The organism is Streptomyces sp. NPDC051180, assembly GCF_040689545.1.
Taxonomy (GTDB): Bacteria; Actinomycetota; Actinomycetes; order Streptomycetales; family Streptomycetaceae; genus Streptomyces.
This window is the reverse complement of sequence record NZ_JBFBBC010000006.1, coordinates 104,857-126,169: the sequence shown is the minus strand read 5'-3', so window position 1 is coordinate 126,169 and position 21,313 is coordinate 104,857. Positions and strand designations below refer to the sequence as shown.

Here is a 21,313-nt window from a genome sequence, read left to right as displayed (position 1 = left end):
GAGAAGGGCCGCCCCGCCACGGGGCGGCCCTTCCGTCGTGGTCAGCCCAGCAGGTCCCGGACGACCGGCACCAGGGCCCGGAACGCCTTGCCGCGGTGGCTGATCGCGTTCTTCTCGGCCGGGGTCAGCTCGGCACAGGTGACCTCGTGGCCCTCCGGCTGGAGGATCGGGTCGTAGCCGAAGCCGTGGGTGCCGACCGGGGTGTGGCGGAGGGTGCCGGACATCCGGCCCTCGACGACGCGTTCGGTGCCGTCCGGGAGGGCGAGCGCCGCGGCGCAGGCGAAGTGCGCGCCGCGGTGCCCGTCGGCGATGTCGCCGAGCTGGGCGAGCAGGAGCTCCAGGTTGGCGCGGTCGTCGCCGTGGGTGCCGGACCAGCGGGCGGAGAAGATGCCGGGGGCGCCGCCCAGGACGTCGACGCAGAGGCCGGAGTCGTCGGCGACGGCCGGCAGGCCGGTGGCCCGCGCGAGGGCGTGGGCCTTGAGGAGGGCGTTCTCGGCGAAGGTGACGCCGGTTTCCTTGACGTCGGGGATGTCGGGGTACGCGTCCGCGCCGACGAGTTCGAGGTCGAGGCCCGCGTCGGCGAGGATCGCGTGGAGTTCGGTGATCTTTCCCGCGTTGCGGGTGGCGAGGATCAGACGGGTCATGTCCTCGATTATCGGGGCCGGGCGGCGCGGATCAGCCCGGGGTGCACACCTTGGCCACTTCGCCGGCCGCGTCGGTGATCGGCTGGATGTCCGGGGTGGTGTCGCCGTTCTTGACGGCGGTGCGGACGGTCTCGACGCCCTTGGTGAGGTCGTCGACGGCCTTGGAGAGGTCGGCGTTGTCCGTGGTGTTCTTGAGGTTGCCGAGTTCGGTGGAGATCGAGTTGAGGGACTCCTCGATCTGGGTCGCGTCGTTCGAGGCGTTGGAGACGGCCTGCTGGAGGTTGGACACCGAGGTGGCTATCGCGTCGGCGGTCTTGACGCAGTCCATGGCGGTGTCGAGGGCTCCGCAGCCGCTCAGGACGGTGGTGAGCGCGGCGGCCGTGGCCACGGTGAGTGCGAGACGGCGCTTCAAGGCGGGTCCTCCCCTGTGCATGACGGTCGTGTGGGCGCACGGATCGTACCGGGTACGTTCCGTGCGCCCGTCGACGGTCAGGACGCGGGCAGGCGTCAGAGGGTTCCTTCGAGCGCCTTGCGCTGGATCGCGGCGAGTTCGGCGCAGCCGCCGGAGGCGAGGTCGAGGAGGGCGTTGAGCTCCGCGCGGTCGAAGGGCTCGGCCTCGGCGGTGCCCTGGACCTCGACGAAGCGGCCGTCGCCGGTGCAGACGACGTTCATGTCGGTGTCGGCGCGGACGTCCTCCTCGTAGCAGAGGTCGAGGAGGGGGACGCCGTCGACGATGCCGACGGAGACGGCGCCGACGGTGCCGGTGAGGGGCTGCCGGCCTGCCTTGACGAGCTTCTTGCCCTGGGCCCAGGACACGGCGTCGGCGAGGGCGACGTAGGCGCCGGTGATGGCGGCGGTGCGGGTGCCGCCGTCGGCCTGCAGGACGTCGCAGTCGAGGACGATCGTGTTCTCGCCGAGGGCCTTGTAGTCGATGACGGCGCGCAGGGAGCGGCCGATGAGGCGGGAGATCTCGTGGGTACGACCGCCGATCTTGCCGCGGACGGATTCGCGGTCGCCGCGGGTGTTGGTGGCCCTGGGGAGCATGGAGTACTCCCCGGTGACCCAGCCCTCGCCGCTGCCCTTGCGCCAGCGGGGCACGCCCTCGGTGACGGAGGCGGTGCAGAAGACCTTGGTGTCGCCGAAGGAGACGAGGACGGAGCCCTCGGCGTGCTTGCTCCATCCGCGTTCGATGGTGACGGGGCGGAGCTGTTCGGGGGTACGGCCGTCGATGCGAGACATGGGAGGAGCGTATCCGGACATGGCGAAGGGCCCGTTCCCCTGCCGGAACGGGCCCTCGTCAGGAAGTGAGCGGGCGGCTCACGCTCACATCAGGTCTTCGATCTCCGCGGCGATCGGGTCCGCATCGGTGCCGATGACGACCTGGATGGCCGTGCCCATCTTGACGACGCCGTGGGCGCCGGCGGCCTTGAGGGCGGCCTCGTCGACCAGGGCGGGGTCGACGACCTCGGTGCGCAGGCGGGTGATGCAGCCCTCGACCTCTTCGATGTTGTCGATGCCGCCCAGCCCGGCGACGATCTTCTCAGCCTTGGTGGCCATGTGTTTCTCCCTGTCCGTTCCGTTCGCGCGAACGCGAATCTCGGCGCACCTGCGGTCCGCTTTGTCACGGTAACCCACGGTTGGCCCAACTTCGCGAGCGAGTGCCGCCGTTCTGCCGAATGATGACGATCACCGGCGGCCTGCCCTCAGTGGGCTCCCGGAGCCTACCGCAACTGGTCTACACCAGTGTGCAACGAGATGCGGCCCCGGCTTGTTCCGGGCAGGGAGGACGCCGATGAGTACCGAAAGCGCCGCGGCGCGACCGAAGAAGTCCGTGTGGGGCGGGCTCTTCCAGGGTCTCCAGAAGATGGGGCGCAGCCTCCAGCTCCCCATCGCCGTCCTGCCCGCGGCCGGCATCATCAACCGCCTGGGCCAGCCGGACGTGTTCGGCGCCGACGGTCTCGGCTGGGACAAGGTCGCCGCGGTGATGGCCGGCGCCGGCGGCGCCCTCCTCGACGGCAACCTCGGTCTTCCCCTGCTGTTCTGCATCGGTGTCGCCATCGGCATGGCGAAGAAGTCGGACGGCTCGACCGCGCTGGCGGCCGTGGTCGGCTTCCTCGTCTACTACACGGTCCTGCGCCAGTTCCCGAAGGACTGCCCCTCGGGCACGGCCGACATCGGCGGCGGCTGCCTGTCGCCCGACGACGTCTTCGCCGCCTACACGTACCAGAACCCGGGTGTCTTCGGCGGCATCGTCATGGGCCTGCTCACCGCCTACCTCTGGCAGCGCTACCACCGCACGAAGCTGGTCGACTGGCTCGGCTTCTTCAACGGCCGCCGCCTCGTCCCGATCATCATGACCTTCGTGGCGATCGCGTTCGCCTCGCTCTGCCTGTGGATCTGGCCGCCGATCGGCGACGCCCTGGAGAACTTCAGCGACTGGCTGGTCGGGCTCGGCTCGTGGGGTTCGGGCATCTTCGGTCTGGCGAACCGCGCACTGCTCGTCATCGGCCTGCACCAGTTCCTGAACGTGCCCATCTGGTTCCAGTTCGGCACGTACGAGAAGCCGGACGGCACGGTGGTGCACGGCGACATCCCGATGTTCCTGGCGGGCGACCCGAACGCCGGCCAGTTCCTGACCGGCTTCTTCCCGATCATGATGTTCGCGCTGCCGGCCGCGGCGCTCGCGATCACCCACTGCGCCAGGCCGCACCGCCGCAAGGAGGTCGGCGGCCTGATGCTCTCGGTCGCGCTGACCTCGTTCGTCACCGGCATCACCGAGCCGCTGGAGTACTCGTTCCTCTTCGTCGCGCCGGTGCTGTACGCGATCCACGCGGTGCTGACCGGCGTCTCGATGGCGGTGTCCTGGGCGTTCGGGGTGAAGGACGGCTTCAGCTTCTCGGCCGGTCTGATCGACTACGTGATCAACTGGAACCTCGCGACCAAGCCGTGGCTGATCATCCCCATCGGCCTCGCCTTCGCGGTGGTGTACTACGCGATCTTCAGGTTCGCGATCACCCGGTTCGACATCCCGACACCGGGCCGCGAACCCGAGGAGGTCGCGGAGGAGATGGAGCGCGACAACGTCAAGTAGCCCCTCGATCACGGCACGGAGCGTGACCGATTCGGGGCTTTCGCCCCCCTCGTAAGCCCCGCAGAAGGCCCTCGGACCTCACCGTCCGGGGGCCTTATGTCGTGCATTTCAGGCTATGGCCGAGCCCACAAAATTCGCAGGTTCCTTATCTAAGTCTCACGTGCTAAAACTGGTCTACACCACTCATTGGTGTAGACCACGCGGTCCAGAACACCGCGTTCCACGAGACGTCGCCTCCCCCCGTGTTCACGTCCCCGGCGGCGCCTTGCCTTCTTGGAGGAAGTTGATGAGTACGGCCACCGCCCAGGCCGCCGCTCCCGCGAAGAAGCGCGGATCCGGCCTGTTCCAGGGCCTGCAGAAGGTCGGTCGCAGCCTGCAGCTGCCGATCGCCGTCCTGCCGGCCGCGGGTATCTTGCTCCGTCTCGGCCAGCCCGACGTCTTCGGCGCCGACGGCCTCGGCTGGGACAAGGTCGCCTCCGTCTTCGCCACCGCCGGCGGCGCGGTCTTCGACAACCTGCCCCTGCTCTTCTGCATCGGTGTCGCCATCGGCTTCGCCAAGAAGGCGGACGGCTCCACCGCCCTGGCCGCGCTCGTCGGCTTCCTGGTCTACAGCAACGTGCTGAAGGCGTTCCCGATCACCGACGCCGTCGTCAACACGACCGCCAACAAGGGTGTCGACGTCGCCGCGACGTACAACAACCCGGGCGTCCTCGGCGGCATCCTGATGGGTCTGCTGTCGGCCGTCCTGTGGCAGAAGTTCCACCGCACCAAGCTGGTCGACTGGCTCGGCTTCTTCAACGGCCGCCGCCTCGTCCCGATCATCATGGCCTTCGTCGGCACCGCCGTCGGCGTCGTCTTCGGCCTGGTCTGGGAGCCGATCGGCGAGGGCATCTCCAGCTTCGGCGAGTGGATGACCGGCCTCGGTGCCGGTGGCGCCGGCCTCTTCGGTCTCATCAACCGCGCGCTGATCCCCGTCGGCATGCACCAGTTCGTGAACACCGTCTCCTGGTTCCAGATCGGCGACTTCACCAACGCGGCCGGCGAGGTCGTCCACGGTGACCTGAACCGCTTCTTCGCCGGTGACCCGAGCGCCGGCATCTTCATGTCGGGCTTCTTCCCGATCATGATGTTCGGCCTCCCGGCCGCCGCCATCGCCATCGCCCACGCCGCTCGCCCCGAGCGCCGCAAGGCCGTGATGGGCATGATGGTCTCGCTCGCGCTGACCTCCTTCGTCACCGGCATCACGGAGCCGATCGAGTTCACCTTCATGTTCATCGCGCCGCTCCTGTACGCGATCCACGCGGTCCTGACCGCCGTCTCGATGGCCGTCACCTGGGCCTTCGGCGTCCACGCGGGCTTCACCTTCTCCGCCGGCGGCATCGACTACCTGCTCAACTGGAACCTCGCGACCAAGCCGTGGCTGATCATCCCGATCGGTCTCGTCTTCGCGGCGATCTACTACGTGGTCTTCCGCTTCGCGATCACCAAGTTCAACCTCCCCACCCCGGGCCGTGAGCCCGAGGAGGAGATCGAGGACCTCACCAAGGCGTGAGCCCCTCCCCCCGCACGAAGGAAGGCCCCGGAACCGCGAGGTTCCGGGGCCTTTCCCGTCGTACCGGCGCACGCGCGGGCGACCGGGCGGGCGACCCGCCGTCAGATCTCGTAGACCGCGCCGGGGCGGGCCAGTTCCGAGGGGCCCGAGTAGACCTCGCGGGCGTCCTGGAGGTTGCGCTCGCCGTCGGTCCACGGCGGGATGTGGGTGAGGACGAGGCGGCCGACGCGGGCACGGGTGGCCTGGGCGCCGGCTTCGCGGCCGTTGAGGTGGAGGGCGGGGATGTCCTCCTTGCCGTGGGTGAAGGACGCCTCGCAGAGGAAGAGGTCGGCGCCGTCGGCCAGGTCGTGGAGGGCGTCGCAGACCCCGGTGTCGCCGGAGTAGGTGAGCGACCGGCCGCCGTGCTCGACCCTGATCGCGTACGCCTCGACGGGGTGGCAGACCTTCTCCGTGCGGACCGAGAAGGGGCCGATCTCGAAGCTGCCCGACGTCAGGGTGCGGAAGTCGAAGACCTCGCTCATCGAGGTGGCCGACGGGGTGTCCGCGTACGCCGTGGTCAGCCGCTGCTCGGCACCCTCCGGCGCGTAGACGGGGATCGCGTCGCAGCGTCCGCCCTCGTGCCGGTAGTAGCGCGCGACGAAGTACCCGCACATGTCGATGCAGTGGTCCGCGTGCAGATGGCTGAGGAAGATCGCGTCGAGGTCGTACAGACCGATGTGTCGCTGCAGCTCGCCCAGGGCGCCGTTGCCCATGTCGAGGAGCAACCGGAAGCCGTCGGCCTCGACGAGGTAGCTCGAACAGGCCGAATCCGCGGACGGGAACGACCCGGAGCAACCGACGACGGTGAGCTTCATGGAGCGTGAACCTCCGTGGACGGGTACGGAAAGCGCGCTGAGAGGAGGGGGAGGCTGTGCGATCTGTCGAGCGTAAGGCGCACGCGGGCCTGTCGCTCCTTCGTGGTGGCCCGTTGTGGGCGAACTCACGGGCTCTGTCACCGGTTCGGATGGATGGCGGGCCGTTGCGGCGAAGTGAACCGCGCGCCGGTACGGTCTTGAGGTATGGACACGTCGTGGTGGCCCGCGCTGGGCGCGGTCGTGGTGATCGCCCTGGTCGTGGCGCTCGCCGACGGGTGGCGGCGCTCGGGCCGGAACCGTCCCCCGGGACGGACCCCGGGAAGGACACCGGGTCGGCCGTCGGGGCGGACCCGGCCGCCGGGCCGGCCCGCGCCGCGCGGGCGGGGACCGGAGCGGCGTCCGCGGGCGGGTGAGATCTGGTGGGCCGACGTGCCCTACGAGGACGGGCCCGGATCGAAGGACCGGCCCTGTCTCGTCCTGGTGGTACGGGGGGACAGCGCGCTGGTCGCGAAGATCACCAGCAAGTACCACGACGAGCGGCCGGGCGTGATCGCGCTTCCGCCGGGATCGGTGGGGGACGCCCAGGGGCGGCCCAGCTTCCTGGAGACGGACGAGCTGCGGGACGTGCCGGTGGCGGAGTTCCGCCGGAGAGTGGGAACGGCGGACCCGGTCGTGTGGGACCAGGTCCGCCATCTCGCGCGGTAGGGAGTGTCCTGGGGGCTACGCCCAGAGCTGGCCCTGGACCGTCTCGATCGCCTCTTCGGTCGTGGCGGCCGTGTAGAGGCCGGTCGACAGGTACTTCCAGCCGCCGTCGGCGACGACGAACGCGATGTCGGCGCTCTCGCCCGCCTTGACTGCCTTGTTGCCGACGCCGATGGCCGCGTGCAGGGCCGCGCCGGTGGAGACGCCCGCGAAGATTCCCTCCTGCTGGAGGAGTTCGCGGGTGCGGGTGACGGCGTCCGCGGAGCCGACGGAGAAGCGGGTGGTGAGGACGGAGGCGTCGTACAGCTCGGGGACGAAGCCCTCGTCCAGGTTGCGCAGGCCGTAGACCAGGTCGTCGTAGCGCGGCTCGGCGGCGACGATCTTGACGTCCGGCTTGTGCTCGCGGAGGTAGCGGCCGACGCCCATCAGCGTCCCCGTCGTGCCGAGGCCGGCGACGAAGTGGGTGATGGAGGGGAGGTCGGCGAGGATCTCGGGCCCGGTGGTGGCGTAGTGGGCGCCCGCGTTGTCCGGGTTGCCGTACTGGTAGAGCATCACCCAGGAGGGGTTCTCGGCCGAGATCTCCTTGGCGACGCGGACCGCCGTGTTGGAGCCGCCCGCCGCGGGGGACGAGATGATCTCCGCCCCCCACATGGCGAGCAGCTGGCGCCGCTCCTCGCTGGTGTTCTCGGGCATGACGCAGACGATGCGGTAGCCCTTGAGCTTGGCGGCCATGGCGAGGGAGATGCCGGTGTTGCCGCTGGTCGGCTCCAGGATGGTGCAGCCGGGCGTGAGCCGGCCGTCCTTCTCCGCCTGCTCGATCATGTGGAGCGCGGGGCGGTCCTTGACCGAGCCGGTCGGATTGCGGTCCTCCAGCTTCGCCCAGATGCGGACGTCCTCCGAGGGGGAGAGCCGGGGGAGGCGGACCAGCGGCGTGTTGCCGACCGCGGCCAGCGAGGAGTCGTAGCGCATGTGGATCAGACCATGCCGCCGGCGACGGCCGGCAGGATCGTGACGCTGTCGCCGTCGGAGAGCTTGGTGTCGATGCCGTCGAGGAAGCGGACGTCCTCGTCGTTCAGGTAGACGTTGACGAAGCGGCGGAGCTTGCCGCCGTCGACGATGCGGGCCTCGATCCCGGTGTGGCGGGACTCCAGGTCGGCGAAGAGCGCGGCGAGGGTGTCACCGCTGCCCTCGACGGCCTTCTCGCCGTCGGTGTAGGTGCGGAGGATGGTCGGGATGCGGACCTCGATGGCCATGGCGTGGGCTCCTGTCGGAAGTGACGTGGTGGGCGCGCTGCTGGGGCCCCGCGCGGAGGGGTCGTACGGGGTGTGCGCTCGGCCGGTCGCTCAGAGCGCAGCGCGGGACGTACACATCGCGCTGGCGAGGCGGCACAGGTCGACGTGCAGGCGCGCAACGAGCAGGGGTGTGCCCGGAGTCTCTTCGCTCACGTCGTGGGAAACCATGGGCTCATCGTATCGATTCCCGGTCCGGGTTCCGGAATGTGATCTCACATGGTGGATGATTCCTGACCGCCTGCCGGACCGTGCTGGTAGACGACGGTCGGGCGGCCGGTCCTCGGATGCGGGATGACCTCGGCTTCCACCCCGTAGACGGCGTCGAGCAGCTCGGGCGTGAGGACCTCGTCGGGGGTGCCGCCGGTGACCAGCCGGCCCTGTTCGAGGACGTAGAGGCGGTCGCAGTACGCCCCCGCGAGGTTGAGGTCGTGGAGGGCGAGCAGGTTGGTGGTGCCCAGGGTGCGGACGAGGCCCAGGACGTCGAGCTGGTGGCGGATGTCCAGGTGGTTGGTGGGTTCGTCGAGGACGAGGAGGGCCGGGTCCTGGACGAGCGCCCGCGCGACGAGCGCGCGCTGGCGCTCGCCGCCGGACAGGGTCGGGTACGGGCGGTCGGCGAGCTCCGTGAGGCCGACGCGGGCGAGGGCGGCGGCCGCCAGGTCCCGGTCGGGGCCGGTGTCGCCCTCCCAGAACCGCTTGTGCGGGGAGCGGCCGAGGGCGACGAGTTCGCGGACCGTGAGCTCGAACTCGGTGGCGCTGTCCTGGGGCACCGTGGCGACCCGGCGGGCGCGGGCCTTGGGTCCGAGGGCGTGGAGGTCGTCGCCGTCGAGGGCGGCGTGGCCCGCGGTGGGGACGAGGGTGCCGTAGACGCAGCGCAGGAGGGTCGTCTTGCCGCTGCCGTTGGGCCCGATGAGGCCGACGGTCTCGCCGGGGCCGACGGTCAGGTCGACGGAGCGCAGGCGCCGGCCGTACGAGAGGCCGTGCAGGCGGAGCTCGGTCACAGGGGTGCCCCTTCCGGGCGGCGGCGCATCAGCCAGAGGAAGAACGGGCCGCCGGTGAGCGCGGTGAGCACGCCGACGGGGATGTCCTGGGGCGCCGCGACGGTCCGGGCGCCGAGGTCGGCGAGGACGAGGGCGAGCGCGCCGCCGAGCGCGGCGACCGGCAGGAGGCGGCGGTGCGGGGCTCCGACGGCGAGGCGGGCGGCGTGCGGGGCCATCAGGCCGACGAAGCCGACGGCTCCGCTGGCGGCGACCATGACGGCGGTGACGAGGGAGGCGAGGACGAAGACGGCGGCGCGGAACCGGGCCGTGTCGAGACCGAGGACGGTGGCCCCCTCCTCGCCGGTGAGGAGCAGGTCGAGGGGGCGGGCGAGGGTGAGGAGGACGGCGACGCCGACGGCGAGGACGGCCGCGGGCAGGGCGAGGGTGTCCCAGCGGGCGCTGCCGAGGCCGCCGAGGGACCAGTAGAGCGCCTCCTGGAACTGCTCGGGGCGCCCGGCGACGACGAGGAGCAGGGTGGCGAGGGCGGACAGGATGTAGGAGACGGCGACCCCGGCGAGGACGAGCCGGGCGCCGGTCATGGTGCCGCCCCGGCGCGCGAGCCCGTAGACGAGGACGAGCGCGAGGAGCGCGCCGCCGAAGGCGCCGGCGGGCAGGGCGAGGGTGGTGGTCACCCCTCCCCCGACGCCGGCGACGAGGGCCAGGACGGCGCCGGCGGAGGCGCCCGAGGAGATGCCGAGGAGGAAGGGGTCGGCGAGCCGGTTGCGGACGAGGGCCTGGAGGACGGCGCCGACGACGGCGAGCCCGGCGCCGACGACGATGCCGAGCAGGACCCGGGGCAGCCGTACGTCGAGCACGATCGTGCGGTGCGGCGACGGCGCGGCCCGCCCGGTCAGGGCGTCGACGACCTGGCCGGGCGGGACGCGGACGGAGCCGAGGGCGAGGGAGGCGAGCGCGGCGGCGGCCAGCGCGAGGACGAGTCCGGCGACGACGAGGGCGTACCGCCCGGGGCGGGCGGGGCCGGGGCCCGGGGCCGCCGCGGGGGCGGCGGTCCGGGCCGGGCGGAGTGCGGTGCTCACCGGGCGGGGTGGAGCTGGGCGGCGAGCTTGTCGACGGCGGCGGGGACGCGGACGCCGAGGACGGTGTCGGAGAGCGGCATGACGGCGAACCGCCGGTCGCGGATCGCCGGGACGTCCTGGAGGGCGGGGTCGTCGAGGAGCCGTCGCTTCTTCTGCTCGACGGTGGTGGTGCCGTAGTCGTAGATGACGATGACGTCCGGGCGTCGGTCGACGACCTGCTCCCAGGTGGCGTCGCCGAATGCCTTGCCGAGGTCGGCGAAGACGTTGCGGCCGCCGGCGCGGGTGATCAGCTCGTTGCCGATGCCCTTGCCGCCGGCGGTGAACGCCGTCTTGTCGCCGCTGTCGTAGACGAAGACGGAGACGGGCGGGGTGCCGTCGAGCCGCTTCTCGGTGGCGGCGACGGTGGCGCGGGCCGACCGGATCCAGGTCTCGGCCCGGTCGGCGACCCCGAACGTGCTCCCGGTCTCCCTCACTTCGCGGTAGAGGTCGTCGAGAGAGGGGGAACCGGTCGGGCAGTACTCGGTGTTGAGGCGGGTGGCGATGCCGGAGCGGGCGAGGTCGTCGCGGCTCCGGCCGTCCTTGGCGTCGAAGGCGGAGGAGTAACCGCCGTACACGAAGTCGGGGTTCGCGGCGAGCAGGGCCTCCTTGGAGGGGTACTCCTTCGCGAGGACGGGGACGGTGTCGTACGCCTTGCGGTAGGCCGGGAGGACCGCGTCGTCGAGGTAGGCGGTGCCGACGAGCGACTTCTCCAGGCCGAGGGCGAGCATGATCTCGGTGACGTGCTGGTTCATGGTGACCGCGCGCCGGGGCGGTGCCTGGTAGGTGTGCTTCACACCGCAGTTGGTGACGGTGTACGGGAATCCGGCGGCGGGCTTCGCGGGCGGGGCGGCGGCCTCGGGGGCGGCCGAGCAGGCGGCGAGCAGCGGGATCAGGGCGGCTGCGGACAGCAGCGGGCGACGCCAGGACATGGCGGAACGGCCTCCTCCGGGGATTTCCACGTCCCCGATCGGCGGTGGGAGGCGGCAGGTCAGTTCCTGGCTTCCGCCTCCCCTCGGAGGCGGTCACAGTGGCGGGACCGTGCCGGATTCGCACCGGCTTCCTGGCTCCTGCCGCCCGTAGGTCCCGGCCAGTCTCTCACTCCGGCCAGGACGACTCGCGGATGGTGGTCACGAAGTCCCCCGGGACGAAGCCGGGCACGTGGTGGCGCAGGACGTCGGCCTTGACGTTGCCGAAGGCGGTGTCGGGCTTGGGGGCGATGCCCTCGGCGAACGCCGCCAGGATCCGCCGCTTGAAGTCGGGGCGCGGGTGCGCGGCGACGATCGCGGCCCGGTCCTCGGGGGTGACGGCGGCCGGGTCGTCGTAGCCGATGCCGAGCACGTCGTACTCGACGCCGGCCGTGACGAGGGCGACCTCGGGGTCCATGAACTCCGGGACGCCCGGGGTCGTGTGGAGGGCGATCGCGGTCCAGACGCGGCGGACGGCGTCCTCGTCGGCGCCCTGCGCGCGGAGGAAGGAGGCGGCCTCCTCGGCGCCGTCGACCTCGAAGCGGCGGCCGCTCCCGCGGTGCTTCTCGCCGAGGCCGAGGTCGTGGAACATGGCTCCGACGTAGAGGAGTTCGGGGTCGAAGGCGAGGCCGCGGGCGCGGCCCCGGAGGGCGCCGAAGAGGTAGACGCGGCGGGAGTGGTCGTAGATGAGGTCGCTCGTGGTGTCGCGGACGAGTTCGGTGGCGGCGGCGGCGAGCCTGCTGTCGGGGATCAGCGCGAGTGCGTTCATGGGACCAGCCTCGTCGGCGGGGAGGCACCCCCGCCATGTCCGTACGGACAGGCATCCCACAGAATCGGACACATGACGGTGCACACGGTGGTGGTGGCTGCTTTCGACGGCGTCCGGCTCCTGGACGTCTCCGCGCCCCTGGAGGTCTTCTCCACGGCGGGGTCCGGTTACGAGGTGGTGGTGTGCTCGCCCGACGGGCGGGACGTGCGGACCTCGGCCGGGCTGCGGATCGGGGCGGACCTCGCGGTGGCGGCGGTGGCGGGCGCGGACACCCTCGTCGTGCCCGGGGCGGTGGACGTGGAGCGGTGTGTGGCGGTGGCGCCGGCCGTGGCGGAGCTGGCGGCCCGCTCGGGGCGGGTGGCGTCGGTCTGCACCGGGGCGTTCGCGCTGGGTGCGGCGGGGCTGCTGGCCGGACGGCGGGCGACGACGCACTGGGAGCACGCGGCGGAGCTGGCCCGCCGGTATCCGGAGGTCGAGGTGGACCCGGACGCGATCCACGTGCGGGACGGCGAGGTGTGGAGTTCGGCGGGGGTGACGGCCGGGATCGACCTGTGCCTGGCGCTGGTGGAGGAGGACCGGGGGGCGGAGGCGGCCCGCGCGGTCGCCCGGGACCTGGTGGTGTTCCTGCAGCGGCCGGGCGGCCAGTCGCAGTTCTCGGCGGCCTCGCGGACTCCCCCGACGGCGCATCCGGTGGTCCGTCCGCTGCTGGACGCCGTGGCGGCCGATCCGGCGGCGGACCACAGCGCTCCGGCGCTCGCGCGGCGGGCGGGGGTGAGCGCCCGGCATCTGGCCCGGCTGTTCCGTGAGCAGACCGGGGCGACGCCGGCCGGGTACGTGGAGCGGGTGCGGGTCGAGGCGGCCCGGATGCTCCTGGAGGGCGGGGCGAGCGTGACGGGCGCGGCGGCGCGCAGCGGGCTGGGCAGCGACGAGACGCTGCGGAGGGCGTTCGCCCGGCACTTCGGGGTGACGCCCTCCGCCCATCTGGCGAGGTTCCGCACGACGGCGGCGGACGCGTCCTACGCGTAGGACTCGACGATCTCGACCTCTTCCTCGGTCACCACGCCCTCGACGATCGTGAAGGAGCGGAACTGGAAGGGGCCGGCGTCGTCGGTGTCCGCGGTGGAGACGAGGACGTAGTGGGCGTGCGGCTCGTTCGCGTACGAGATGTCCGTGCGGGACGGGTACGCCTCGGTCGCGGTGTGCGAGTGGTAGACGATCACCGGCTCCTCGTCCCGGTCGTCCATGTCGCGGTAGAGCTTGAGCAGGTCCGCGGAGTCGAACTCGTAGAACGTGGGCGAGCGGGCGGCGTTCAGCATCGGGATGAACCGTTCGGGGCGGCCGCTGCCGGCCGGGCCCGCGACGACGCCGCAGGCTTCGTCGGGGTGGTCCTTGCGGGAGTGTTCCACGATCTGGTCGTGCAGGGCCCGGGTGATGGTCAGCATGCCGACAGGATAAGCAGACGGGCCGTTCCGTACCGAGGAGTGGTACGGAACGGCCCGCATGCCGGGACGGTCCTGGATCAGGACCGCTTGGCGAAGGCCGCGCCTTGGGGGTTGCGGGCCTTGAGGACCAGGTAGGAGACGGCGAGGAGGAGACCCCACACCGGGGCGCCGTACAGCGCGACGCGGTTGCCCTCGTCCATGGCCATCGTGACGATGACCATGGCGATGAAGGCCAGCGAGAAGACGCTGAACCAGATGCCGCCGGGCGCCTTGAAGGAGGACTGGGGCAGCTCGCCCCGGTCGGCCTTGAGGCGGTAGCGGATCTGGCAGACGAGGATGACGATCCAGGCCCACATGCCGGAGATGGTGGCGAAGGAGACGACGTAGTTGAACGCCTCGCCGGGCCACTGGTAGTTGATCCAGACTCCGACCATCATCAGCGCGGCGGAGACCGTGGTGCCGACGAGCGGGGTGCCGGACCGGGTCAGCCGGGTGAAGACCTTCGGACCCTGGCCGTTGAGCGCCAGGTCGCGCAGCATGCGGCCGGTGGAGTACATGCCCGAGTTGCAGGAGGACAGGGCCGCCGTCAGGACCACGAAGTTGACGATGGCGGCGCCGATGCCCAGGCCCATCCGCTCGAACGCCTCGACGAACGGGCTGACGCCCGGCTTGAAGGCGGTCCACGGGACGACCGAGAGGATCATGATCAGCGCGCCGACGTAGAAGACGGCGATGCGCCACGGCACGGTGTTGATCGCCTTCGGCAGGACCGTCTTCGGGTCCTTCGACTCGCCCGCGGTGACGCCGACCAGCTCGACGGCGAGGAAGGCGAACATGACCATCTGGAGGGTCATCAGGGTCGAGAAGATGCCGTCCTCGCCGGCGAAGAAGCCGCCGAGGTCCCACAGGTGGGTGACGGAGGCGGTGTCGCCGGCGTCGGAGAAGCCGAGGGTCAGGATGCCGGCGCAGATCAGGATCATGCCGACGATCGCGGTGACCTTGACCATCGAGAACCAGAACTCCAGCTCACCGAAGAGCTTCACGGAGATCAGGTTGGCACCGTAGAGGATCACGGTGAAGACGAGGGCGGACAGCCACTGCGGGATGTCCCACCAGTACGTCATGTAGGTGGCCGCGGCGGTGACCTCGGTGATGCCGGTGACCACCCAGAAGAGCCAGTACGTCCAGCCGGTCGCGAAGCCCGCGAAGGGGCCGATGAACTCGCGGGCGTACTCGGAGAAGGAGCCCGAGACCGGGCGGTACATGAGGAGCTCGCCGAGCGCCCGCATGATGAAGAAGATGACGACGCCCGCGAGGGCGTAGGCGAGGATCAGGCTCGGTCCCGCGATGGAGATGCCCTTGCCGGCGCCGAGGAAGAGGCCGGTCCCGATGGCTCCGCCGATGGCGATCATCTGGATCTGACGGGCGCCGAGTGCCCGGTGGTAACCCTCACCGGGTGCGGACTCCGCGGCCTCGTCGCCGTCGTGCTGCTTGTCGACCTGCACAGAGGTCATGGTGGTGCGCCTTTCTCCATGCCGATCCGCGCGACTGCGAGTGCGTCTGCCGCGGACCAGTTCCTGATCCCCCCGGATGTGGATGGAGTGCCACCGGCGGTCAGCCGGTCCAAGCGCCCTCGGGAACAGGGGTGGCGTCCCCGAGCGGTCGTGAAGATTTATCACGGGGCGCGGGGCGATCGACGGAGATCCCTGTGGCGCACGCCACAGAAATACAGGCAGGAAAAGGACACAAGAGTGCGGGGTGGACGGTCTGATAACGCATTCGTTATCCGGATTTGAGCGTCCGCTGAGCGAACACCCCGCCGCCGGGAGCGCCGGCTACGACATCAGGGTCGTGACGAGGGACTCCTGCAGCGCACCCAGCCAGAGGTACGCCATCACCATCGGCTTGCGCGGGTCGGAGTCCGGCAGCCGGTAGAGCTGCTCACTCTCCTCGTCGTCCGTGACCTCCAGGCGGGTGCCGATGGTCAGCCGGAGGTCGTTGAGCGCGCCGAGCCAGGCCCGGGACTCGTCCGCGGTCAGCTTCAGGACCGCCCCGCCCTCGCCCGCCGCCTCGGCCGTCAGGCCGTCCAGGGCGCGGACCACCACGAGGGCGTCCTCGCGCTTGCGGGCCCGCAGGTCGTTCTCGGTGTAGCGGCGGAAGTCGGAGGCGGCCGCCCGCAGCTCCTCGCTGTCGTCCCCGTACGCGTCGGGGAAGAGGCGCCGGAGGGCCGGGTCGGACGGCGGCTCGCTGGGCCCCTCGGAGAAGAGCGCGGCCAGCGGGTCCTCGTCGGCCGACGGCTCGTCGCCCGGGCCGATCAGCTCCATGAGCTGCACGGCGAGGGAGCGGAGGATGGAGATCTCGACCTCGTCGAGCGCGACGGCCGCGCCGCCGCCGGGCAGCGCCTCGAAGTGGCCGGCCATCAGAAGCGGTCCTGGGAGAGGGTCGCCCAGAGGCCGTAGCCGTGCATCGCCTGCACGTCGCGTTCCATCTCCTCACGCGTGCCGCTGGAGACCACCGCGCGGCCCTTGTGGTGCACGTCGAGCATCAGTTTGTGCGCCTTGTCCTTGGAGTAGCCGAAGTACGACTGGAAGACGTACTCCACGTAGCTCATCAGGTTCACCGGATCGTTGTGCACGAGGGTCACCCACGGCACATCGGGTTCGGTGACCGCGGAGACCTCCTCGGCCGATTCCGTACGTTCGATCTCAATAGGCGCGACGCTCACTCACCCCATGTTGTCACCCCTGGGGGCCCGTCGCACAAACGGGGCGCGCCCGCGACGCACGGACGGCGATAGAAATCGTCACTCTGACGATTTCTGCGCTAGCATCGCTGACATGAACGCTGCGGACCTTGGGCTGCCGGTGGACGTGCCGTCGACCGCGCTCTTCACCGATCAGTACGAGCTGACCATGCTCCAGGCGGCCCTGCGGGCCGGCACCGCCGACCGGCGCTCCGTCTTCGAGGTCTTCACCCGACGGCTGCCCGAGGGGCGGCGCTACGGAGTCCTCGCGGGAGTCGGACGCGTCCTGGACGCCGTCGAGAACTTCCGCTTCGACCCGGCCGTCCTGGGCTTCCTGCGCGAGCACGGCATCGTCGACGAGCCGACCCTCGCCTGGCTGGCCCGCTACCGCTTCTCCGGCGACATCTGGGGGTACCCCGAGGGCGAGGTGTACTTCCCCGGCTCGCCCGTGCTGCGCGTCGAGGGCTCCTTCGCCGAGTGCGTGCTCCTGGAGACGGTGATCCTCTCCATCCTCAACCACGACTCGGCCATCGCCGCCGCGGCCTCCCGCATGTCGGCAGCGGCCGGCGGGCGGCGCCTGATCGAGATGGGCGCCCGGCGCACCCACGAGCTCGCGGCCGTCGCCGCCTCCCGCGCCGCCTACGTCGGCGGCTTCGACTCCACCTCGGACCTCGCGGCCGGGTTCCGCTACGGCATCCCGACCGTCGGCACCTCCGCCCACGCCTTCACCCTGCTCCACGACAGCGAGCGGGACGCCTTCCGGGCCCAGATCGACTCCCTGGGGCGCGGTACGACCCTGCTCGTCGACACCTACGACGTCGCCGAGGCCGTCCGGACCGCCGTCGAGGTGGCCGGGCCCGAGCTGGGGGCGGTCCGGATCGACTCCGGCGACCTGCTGCTCGTCGCCCACCGGGTGCGGGCGCAGCTCGACGAGCTGGGCGCCCGCGACACCCGGATCGTGGTCACCTCGGACCTCGACGAGTACGCCATCGCCTCGCTCGCCGCCGCGCCGGTCGACGCGTACGGGGTGGGGACGCAGCTGGTCACCGGCAGCGGCCACCCGACCTGCTCGATGGTCTACAAGCTGGTGGCGCGGGCCGACTCGGCCGACCTCAGGGCCCCGCTCGTCCCGGTCGCCAAGAAGTCGCTGGGCGGCAAGGCGTCCGTCGGCGGCCGCAAGTGGGCGGCCCGCCGGCCCGACGCGACCGGGGTCGCCGAGGCCGAGGTCGTGGGCGTCGGACCGGTCCCGCCGGAGCTCGCCGACCACCAGCTCCTGGTGGAGCTGGTGAAGGGCGGCGACGTGGTGGCCCGGGAGCCCCTGGAGGCCGCGAGGTCCCGGCACATCGCGGCCCGCGCCGGGCTCCCGATGTCGGCCATGCAGCTCTCCCGGGGCGAGCCGGTCCTCCCGACCGAGTACGTCTGACCGCAGCCGGCCCTCCGGCCGGCGGGCCCGCGAGTCCCCGGGGACGCCCCCTCCCGCCGGGAGGGGGAAGTCTCTAGGCTCGGGACCCACCCCCTCCGACGCCCTAAGGACACCCGCCATGCACCGCGCATTGATCGTTGTGGACGTTCAGAACGACTTCTGCGAGGGCGGCAGCCTCGCGGTGACGGGCGGGGCGGACGTCGCCGCGGCCATCACCGACCTGGTCGGCCAGACGGCGGGCACCTCCTACCGGCATGTCGTCGCCACCCGCGACCACCACGTCGATCCGGGCGCGCACTTCGCCCCGGCCGGCGAGGACCCGGACTACGTGTCCTCCTGGCCGGTGCACTGCGTGGCCGGCACGGAGGGCGTCGGCTTCCACCCGAACTTCGCTCCGGCGGTCGCCAGCGGCGCGATCGACGCCGTCTTCGACAAGGGCGCGTACTCCGCCGCGTACAGCGGCTTCGAGGGCCGGGACGAGAACGGCGAGACGCTCGCGGAGTGGCTGCACGCCCGGGACGTCACCGAGGTCGACGTGGTCGGGATCGCCACCGACCACTGCGTCCGGGCGACGGCCCTGGACGCGGCGCGCGAGGGCTTCCGCACCCACGTGCTGCTCGACCTCACGGCGGGCGTGGCCGGCGCGACCACCGACCGGGCCCTGGAGGAGCTCCGGGCGGCGGGTGTGCTGCTCACCGGCAAGCCGGTGGTCGCGTAGCGCGGACGCCCTCGGACACCCCCTAGGCGGCGGGCTCCGCGGCGGGCTCCCTCGGGAGGGAGCGCACGGGGTGCCAGAGCTCCTGGGCGGCGCCCGGGGTGGATCTCCAGAGCAGGCCGTCGGGGTGGTGCAGGACAGCCGTGATCTCGTCCGGGGTGGGCGGCTCGCTGTTCCCGCGGAGGTAGACGGCGCGCAGGCCGAGGTTCCGCAGCCGGGTCAGGGCGCGGGCTCGGTTGGCGGCGTGCACCAGGAAGCGGACCGTGGCTCCGTCGCGGGCCGGGCTGGGAAGCCCTATCGCGACGACCACGCTGCCGCCCGGCAGCTTGCAGAACCCTCCGTTGGGCATGCGGAACCACTCCCCCGTGGATCAGATGTCAATAAGAAAAGCGTCAGAGGCACCTAAACACGATCGGCCGCCGCCCGCTAGAGGGCGACGGCCGATCATGCTTTGACCTGCGGTTTTACCGGTTACTTCGTGGACGGACCCACCTGAACCGTGATCGTCTGGCCATCCTTCGGCTCCTTGACGACCTGGATCTTGGTGTTGGTGTCAGTTACCTGGACACCGGCGCGCGGGGTCTCGGCGAACCAGTAGACGCCCTTGCGGTCGTCGAAGGTCGGGTTGCCGGCCTGGGACGGGACCCAGGTGGCGACGCCGGCCTTGTGCAGCTGGAAGCCCTCCGTGCGGGCGATCGTGAACGGCGAGTCGTACGCCTGGACGCGGTTGCGCATCAGGGTGCCGTCCGACCACTTCAGCGGCGTCGGGTGCGAGTCGATCGGGAGGATCAGACCCTTGCCCGGGTGCTGGGAGGTGTTGTTGTCCTTCTGGGACAGGTCCCACTTCCAGATCAGCAGGCCGTTCTGGTACGCGTAGTGCTCGACCCAGCCGGCCTTGTCACCCGTCCAACCGAAGTTGTAGGGGCCGACCTTGAGGGTGGCGTCGTACGAGACGTACTGGCGGTTCTCCGCGATGTAGTACTGCTCGTACTCCTTCGTGAAGCCCTTGCCGACCCGCGAGAAGCCCTTGGCGACCCAGCCGTTGTCACCGTTCTCGGCGTTGTCCGAGAAGACGGTGGCACCATCGGCGGTCAGGGTGATGGCGTCGGCGGTGAAGCCCTTGCCGCCCGCGCCGCCGTCCGTCTGGTAACGGAAGCGGAGCTGGACCTTCTTGCCCGCGTAGGCGTTCAGGTTGTAGACGAGCTTCTTGTGCGCGCCGGAGACGTCCGTCAGGGCCGGGGAGCCGGCCGCGTCGCGCGGGAGCGCCACGCCGTCGGCGGTGCCGTCCACGGCGGTCCAGTTGGCGCCGCCGTCCGTCGACACCTCGGTGTAGAGGTAGTCGTACTCGGCCTCGATGTCGTACCAGCCCTGGAGCTCCAGGGAGGCCGACGTCTTGCCCGACAGGTCGACGTCACGGGTGAGGGTGTTCTTGAGGTCGTCACCCATGTTGCTCCACCACTGCGTCGCGCCCTCGGCGGGAGCGACGATGTCGGTGGTGACGCCCTTCTTCGGCAGCTCGACGAGGAGCGCCTGCGGGTTCTTCGTGTTGTACTCCGAGACGCCCAGCTTGTGGGTCGTCTTGGTGCCGCGCTGCCAGTCGCCGACCTTGGCGTAGTTCAGCCAGCCGAGCTGGAGCTTGTCCCACGCGGTCATGTCGCCGGGCAGGTCGCCGATGGCGTCCTTGCCCTGGCCCAGCCAGGAGCCGGAGGACATGAGGGTCCAGAACCCGGTGGAGTTCTCGCCGCCCGCGGTGTCGTAGTGGTCCGGCAGACCGAGGTCGTGGCCGTACTCGTGCGCGAAGACGCCGAGGCCGCCGTTCTCCGGCTGCATCGTGTAGTCGCCGACCCAGATGCCGGTGTCACCGATCGGGGTACCGCCGGCCTTGTTGTTGGCCGGGCCGGTCTTGCCCGCGTTGGTGCCGTAGGCGTACCAGCGGTGGGCCCACAGGGCGTCCGTGCCCTCGGCGCCGCCACCGGCCGACTCGTCCTCGCCCGCGTGGACGATCTGGAAGTGGTCGATGTAGCCGTCGGGCTCGTTGAAGTTGCCGTCGCCGTCGAAGTCGTACCGGTCCCACTGGTCGTAGGAAGCCAGCGCGGCCTTGATCTGGGCGTCGGTCTTGCCCTTGGCCTTCTGGTCGGCGACCCAGGCGTTCAGGCCGTCGCGGACCGTGTCCCAGACGTTGGAGCAGTTGGTCTGGCCGCACCAGTTCGAGCCGTAACGGGCCTCGTTGTACGGAACCTTGACCCAGTCGGAGACGGTGCCGTCGACCGAGTACCGGCCCGACGACGTCTTCTCGTAGTAGGTCTTCAGCGACTGCTTGGGCTGTCCCTTGGCGTCCTTGCCGGTGCCGAAGTACAGGTCCTGGAAGTGCTTCTGGTTGTAGTCCGCCTGCCAGGCCGTGGAGTTGTCGTTCTTGCGGTCCGGCTTGGCTATCGCGTTGTGCAGAGGACCGGGCTGGCCGCCGTACTTCGGCTTGAGGTCGGTCGTGTCGTCGTCCTTGCGGTCGACCAGGGTGGTGGTGTCCACCTGGTCGCCGAACTCGACGAGGATCGTGAAGATCTTGTCGGTCTTCTCGCGGCCGAGCTCGACGTACTTCTTGCTGCCGAGCTTGACGACCTGAGAGCCGCCGCGCTTCTCGACCTTGGCCTCGCCGTTGAGCACCTGCTCCAGGGCAGCCTTGCGCTGCTGGTCCTGCTGCTCGCTGAAGGGGCCTTCGAGGTCGTGGTCGACCGTCGTCTTGTCGACGGTCTGGATGCCGGCCGGCTCCACGCTTCCGTGGTTGTCGGCCCAGGCGGTGGTGAAGGTCGAGGCGGTGGCGGCGGTGGCCGCGAGCGCCACGACGACTGCGGACGCTCTGATCGCCCGTCGTCTGTTGGTCACTTGATGTGTTCCTCCCCGGCGTCCGCCGCCCTCGGACCGAGTGGTGGGGTGTCCGTCCGGCGGGGTCGCGCGTCACAAGTGACGACATTCGACCGGAGGGAGACAAGAAAAGACAGATCTTGACTTGC

Annotated in this window: 24 protein-coding genes and 1 riboswitch; of the genes, 6 read left to right on the top strand and 18 right to left on the bottom strand. The window is 70.9% G+C overall.

From position 1 onward, the window contains the following. Positions 1 to 41: 41 nt before the first annotated feature. From rdgB to AB0424_RS13850, 4 genes are all read right to left on the bottom strand, one after another. Entirely contained in the window at positions 42 to 644 is a 603-nt protein-coding gene (rdgB, locus tag AB0424_RS13865; protein WP_366304979.1) for an RdgB/HAM1 family non-canonical purine NTP pyrophosphatase, read from the bottom strand. Positions 645 to 675: 31 nt separating this feature from the next. Further along, complete coding sequence (locus AB0424_RS13860) at positions 676 to 1,077, bottom strand: hypothetical protein (protein WP_366304978.1); 402 nt, start codon at positions 1,075 to 1,077, stop codon at positions 676 to 678. 74 nt (positions 1,078 to 1,151) lie between these two features. Further along, the gene (rph, locus tag AB0424_RS13855; protein WP_366304976.1) at positions 1,152 to 1,883 is read right to left on the bottom strand and encodes a ribonuclease PH; all 732 of its coding nucleotides are present in this window, start codon (positions 1,881 to 1,883) and stop codon (positions 1,152 to 1,154) included. 84 nt (positions 1,884 to 1,967) lie between these two features. Then, a complete protein-coding gene (locus tag AB0424_RS13850) occupies positions 1,968 to 2,240 on the bottom strand; it encodes a PTS glucose/sucrose transporter subunit IIB (protein WP_366305305.1) in 273 nt (90 codons plus the stop codon). Between the two features lie 196 nt (positions 2,241 to 2,436). On the opposite strand from AB0424_RS13850, the gene AB0424_RS13845 reads away from it, so the two are divergent. Both AB0424_RS13845 and AB0424_RS13840 read left to right on the top strand, forming a co-directional pair. Then, on the top strand, positions 2,437 to 3,735 hold the full coding sequence (locus tag AB0424_RS13845) for a PTS transporter subunit EIIC (RefSeq protein WP_366304974.1): 1,299 nt from the start codon (positions 2,437 to 2,439) through the stop codon (positions 3,733 to 3,735). A 286-nt stretch (positions 3,736 to 4,021) separates the two neighbouring features. Next, entirely contained in the window at positions 4,022 to 5,287 is a 1,266-nt protein-coding gene (locus AB0424_RS13840) for a PTS transporter subunit EIIC (protein ID WP_366304972.1), read from the top strand. A 101-nt stretch (positions 5,288 to 5,388) separates the two neighbouring features. On the opposite strand, the gene AB0424_RS13835 is transcribed toward AB0424_RS13840, so the two are convergent. Beyond that, entirely contained in the window at positions 5,389 to 6,141 is a 753-nt protein-coding gene (locus AB0424_RS13835; protein WP_366304970.1) for an MBL fold metallo-hydrolase, read from the bottom strand. 204 nt (positions 6,142 to 6,345) lie between these two features. Here AB0424_RS13835 and AB0424_RS13830 point away from each other — a divergent pair, with 204 nt between their 5' ends. Beyond that, complete coding sequence (locus tag AB0424_RS13830) at positions 6,346 to 6,846, top strand: type II toxin-antitoxin system PemK/MazF family toxin (protein ID WP_366304968.1); 501 nt, start codon at positions 6,346 to 6,348, stop codon at positions 6,844 to 6,846. A 15-nt stretch (positions 6,847 to 6,861) separates the two neighbouring features. Here the strand turns inward: AB0424_RS13830 and AB0424_RS13825 are convergent, their stop codons facing one another. The 7 genes from AB0424_RS13825 to AB0424_RS13795 form a co-directional block, all read right to left on the bottom strand. Then, positions 6,862 to 7,812: a cysteine synthase gene (locus AB0424_RS13825; RefSeq protein WP_366304966.1), complete on the bottom strand. Its 951-nt coding sequence runs from the start codon at positions 7,810 to 7,812 to the stop codon at positions 6,862 to 6,864. Positions 7,813 to 7,817: 5 nt separating this feature from the next. Continuing rightward, positions 7,818 to 8,096, bottom strand: coding sequence for a MoaD/ThiS family protein (locus AB0424_RS13820; RefSeq protein WP_366304964.1), 279 nt, complete (start codon positions 8,094 to 8,096; stop codon positions 7,818 to 7,820). Between the two features lie 90 nt (positions 8,097 to 8,186). After that, entirely contained in the window at positions 8,187 to 8,303 is a 117-nt protein-coding gene (locus AB0424_RS13815; RefSeq protein WP_317852193.1) for a putative leader peptide, read from the bottom strand. 44 nt (positions 8,304 to 8,347) lie between these two features. Further along, entirely contained in the window at positions 8,348 to 9,133 is a 786-nt protein-coding gene (locus AB0424_RS13810; RefSeq protein WP_366304961.1) for an ABC transporter ATP-binding protein, read from the bottom strand. Next, positions 9,130 to 10,209, bottom strand: a complete 1,080-nt coding sequence (locus AB0424_RS13805; protein ID WP_366304959.1) for an iron ABC transporter permease — start codon at positions 10,207 to 10,209, stop codon at positions 9,130 to 9,132. The genes AB0424_RS13810 and AB0424_RS13805 overlap by 4 nt, the downstream gene beginning before the upstream one ends. After that, entirely contained in the window at positions 10,206 to 11,177 is a 972-nt protein-coding gene (locus AB0424_RS13800) for an ABC transporter substrate-binding protein (protein ID WP_366304957.1), read from the bottom strand. The genes AB0424_RS13805 and AB0424_RS13800 overlap by 4 nt, the downstream gene beginning before the upstream one ends. A 60-nt stretch (positions 11,178 to 11,237) precedes the next feature. Then, positions 11,238 to 11,311, bottom strand: a riboswitch (cobalamin riboswitch). A gap of 32 nt (positions 11,312 to 11,343) precedes the next feature. Continuing rightward, positions 11,344 to 11,982: an HD domain-containing protein gene (locus AB0424_RS13795; RefSeq protein WP_366304955.1), complete on the bottom strand. Its 639-nt coding sequence runs from the start codon at positions 11,980 to 11,982 to the stop codon at positions 11,344 to 11,346. 72 nt (positions 11,983 to 12,054) lie between these two features. Here AB0424_RS13795 and AB0424_RS13790 point away from each other — a divergent pair, with 72 nt between their 5' ends. Continuing rightward, on the top strand, positions 12,055 to 13,008 hold the full coding sequence (locus AB0424_RS13790; protein WP_366304953.1) for a DJ-1/PfpI family protein: 954 nt from the start codon (positions 12,055 to 12,057) through the stop codon (positions 13,006 to 13,008). On the opposite strand, the gene AB0424_RS13785 is transcribed toward AB0424_RS13790, so the two are convergent. The 4 genes from AB0424_RS13785 to clpS form a co-directional block, all read right to left on the bottom strand. Next, entirely contained in the window at positions 12,999 to 13,424 is a 426-nt protein-coding gene (locus tag AB0424_RS13785) for a M67 family metallopeptidase (protein WP_366304951.1), read from the bottom strand. The genes AB0424_RS13790 and AB0424_RS13785 overlap by 10 nt on opposite strands. 77 nt (positions 13,425 to 13,501) lie before the next feature. Next, a complete protein-coding gene (locus AB0424_RS13780) occupies positions 13,502 to 14,938 on the bottom strand; it encodes an amino acid permease (protein ID WP_366304949.1) in 1,437 nt (478 codons plus the stop codon). Between the two features lie 321 nt (positions 14,939 to 15,259). Beyond that, positions 15,260 to 15,844 (bottom strand): DUF2017 domain-containing protein, encoded by a 585-nt coding sequence (locus AB0424_RS13775; protein WP_366304947.1) that lies wholly within the window; start codon positions 15,842 to 15,844, stop codon positions 15,260 to 15,262. Further along, positions 15,844 to 16,149 carry an ATP-dependent Clp protease adapter ClpS gene (gene clpS / locus AB0424_RS13770; protein ID WP_366304945.1) on the bottom strand — a complete coding sequence of 102 codons (306 nt, stop codon included), beginning with the start codon at positions 16,147 to 16,149 and terminating at the stop codon, positions 15,844 to 15,846. The genes AB0424_RS13775 and clpS overlap by 1 nt, the downstream gene beginning before the upstream one ends. Before the next feature lie 112 nt (positions 16,150 to 16,261). Here clpS and AB0424_RS13765 point away from each other — a divergent pair, with 112 nt between their 5' ends. Continuing rightward, positions 16,262 to 17,590, top strand: coding sequence for a nicotinate phosphoribosyltransferase (locus AB0424_RS13765; RefSeq protein WP_366304943.1), 1,329 nt, complete (start codon positions 16,262 to 16,264; stop codon positions 17,588 to 17,590). Positions 17,591 to 17,708: 118 nt separating this feature from the next. Then, positions 17,709 to 18,308: an isochorismatase family protein gene (locus tag AB0424_RS13760; protein WP_366304941.1), complete on the top strand. Its 600-nt coding sequence runs from the start codon at positions 17,709 to 17,711 to the stop codon at positions 18,306 to 18,308. 22 nt (positions 18,309 to 18,330) lie between these two features. On the opposite strand, the gene AB0424_RS13755 is transcribed toward AB0424_RS13760, so the two are convergent. Further along, the gene (locus tag AB0424_RS13755; protein WP_366304940.1) at positions 18,331 to 18,654 is read right to left on the bottom strand and encodes a hypothetical protein; all 324 of its coding nucleotides are present in this window, start codon (positions 18,652 to 18,654) and stop codon (positions 18,331 to 18,333) included. Positions 18,655 to 18,776: 122 nt separating this feature from the next. Beyond that, entirely contained in the window at positions 18,777 to 21,185 is a 2,409-nt protein-coding gene (locus AB0424_RS13750; RefSeq protein WP_366304939.1) for an immune inhibitor A domain-containing protein, read from the bottom strand. Between the last annotated feature and the right edge of the window lie 128 nt (positions 21,186 to 21,313).

Coding starts and splice junctions, on each gene's coding strand:
- rdgB (WP_366304979.1), bottom strand. CDS start 644: ATGACCCGTCTGATCCTCGCCACCCGCAACGCGGGAAAGATCACCGAA.
- AB0424_RS13860 (WP_366304978.1), bottom strand. CDS start 1,077: ATGCACAGGGGAGGACCCGCCTTGAAGCGCCGTCTCGCACTCACCGTG.
- rph (WP_366304976.1), bottom strand. CDS start 1,883: ATGTCTCGCATCGACGGCCGTACCCCCGAACAGCTCCGCCCCGTCACC.
- AB0424_RS13845 (WP_366304974.1), top strand. CDS start 2,437: ATGAGTACCGAAAGCGCCGCGGCGCGACCGAAGAAGTCCGTGTGGGGC.
- AB0424_RS13840 (WP_366304972.1), top strand. CDS start 4,022: ATGAGTACGGCCACCGCCCAGGCCGCCGCTCCCGCGAAGAAGCGCGGA.
- AB0424_RS13835 (WP_366304970.1), bottom strand. CDS start 6,141: ATGAAGCTCACCGTCGTCGGTTGCTCCGGGTCGTTCCCGTCCGCGGAT.
- AB0424_RS13830 (WP_366304968.1), top strand. CDS start 6,346: ATGGACACGTCGTGGTGGCCCGCGCTGGGCGCGGTCGTGGTGATCGCC.
- AB0424_RS13825 (WP_366304966.1), bottom strand. CDS start 7,812: ATGCGCTACGACTCCTCGCTGGCCGCGGTCGGCAACACGCCGCTGGTC.
- AB0424_RS13820 (WP_366304964.1), bottom strand. CDS start 8,096: ATGGCCATCGAGGTCCGCATCCCGACCATCCTCCGCACCTACACCGAC.
- AB0424_RS13815 (WP_317852193.1), bottom strand. CDS start 8,303: ATGGTTTCCCACGACGTGAGCGAAGAGACTCCGGGCACACCCCTGCTC.
- AB0424_RS13800 (WP_366304957.1), bottom strand. CDS start 11,177: ATGTCCTGGCGTCGCCCGCTGCTGTCCGCAGCCGCCCTGATCCCGCTG.
- AB0424_RS13795 (WP_366304955.1), bottom strand. CDS start 11,982: ATGAACGCACTCGCGCTGATCCCCGACAGCAGGCTCGCCGCCGCCGCC.
- AB0424_RS13790 (WP_366304953.1), top strand. CDS start 12,055: ATGACGGTGCACACGGTGGTGGTGGCTGCTTTCGACGGCGTCCGGCTC.
- AB0424_RS13785 (WP_366304951.1), bottom strand. CDS start 13,424: ATGCTGACCATCACCCGGGCCCTGCACGACCAGATCGTGGAACACTCC.
- AB0424_RS13780 (WP_366304949.1), bottom strand. CDS start 14,938: ATGACCTCTGTGCAGGTCGACAAGCAGCACGACGGCGACGAGGCCGCG.
- AB0424_RS13775 (WP_366304947.1), bottom strand. CDS start 15,844: ATGGCCGGCCACTTCGAGGCGCTGCCCGGCGGCGGCGCGGCCGTCGCG.
- AB0424_RS13765 (WP_366304943.1), top strand. CDS start 16,262: ATGAACGCTGCGGACCTTGGGCTGCCGGTGGACGTGCCGTCGACCGCG.
- AB0424_RS13760 (WP_366304941.1), top strand. CDS start 17,709: ATGCACCGCGCATTGATCGTTGTGGACGTTCAGAACGACTTCTGCGAG.
- AB0424_RS13755 (WP_366304940.1), bottom strand. CDS start 18,654: ATGCCCAACGGAGGGTTCTGCAAGCTGCCGGGCGGCAGCGTGGTCGTC.